The sequence below is a fragment of the Arthrobacter sp. ZGTC212 genome (assembly GCF_002929255.1).
Lineage (GTDB): Bacteria > Actinomycetota > Actinomycetes > Actinomycetales > Micrococcaceae > Arthrobacter_B > Arthrobacter_B sunyaminii.
Window position 1 is genome coordinate 1 of the sequence record NZ_PJIJ01000037.1, and the last position, 653, is coordinate 653.

The following is a 653-nucleotide window of genomic DNA, read 5'->3' on the forward strand; positions in this document are numbered from 1 at the left end:
CGCGATGACCGTCCACATGGTCCGCCGCGCGAACAAGTTCGACGTCATCGTCACCGAAAACATGTTCGGCGATATCCTCTCGGACCTCGCCGGAGAAGTCGCCGGGTCCCTCGGCATCGCCCCGTCAATCAACTCCTCCGACACCCACGCCATGGCCCAGGCCTCCCACGGATCCGCCCCGGACATCGCCGGACAGAACATCGCCAACCCCATCGCGATGATCCTCTCCTCCGCGATGCTGCTGCGCTGCCTCGGCGCGAAATTCAACGACGACAACGTCCTCCAGGCCGCCGAACTGGTCGAAAAGGCCGTCGAAGCGACAGTCCTGGACGGCACCACCACCAAGGACCTGGGCGGCACCGCCGGCACCAGCGACTTCGCAGACGCCGTCACCAACCGCATCACCACCCTCACCCACGCCTAACCCCCGGACGCCGGGCGGGCCACCACCCGCCCGGCACCACCAACATTCATATTGGATCAGGAGAACGAGCATGTCCCCCGGACAGCACCGGCCATTGGTTGCCCTCATCAGCGCCAATCCGGTCGTGATCGCGCCCGCTAAGACCGCCTTCGAAGAGGAATTTCCAGAAGCCAGGCTCTGGAACATTCTCGATGACCGTTTGCAGGACGACGCCGATCACCGCGGCGTC

At 64.8% G+C, this 653-nt stretch carries 1 protein-coding gene; it reads left to right on the forward strand.

Annotated features, from left to right (window positions below; genetic code table 11):
* The coding region (locus CXQ89_RS17720) for an isocitrate/isopropylmalate family dehydrogenase (protein ID WP_258060212.1) at window positions 1-424 on the forward strand (424 nt) is incomplete at its 5' end.
* Window positions 425-653 lie beyond the last annotated feature (229 nt).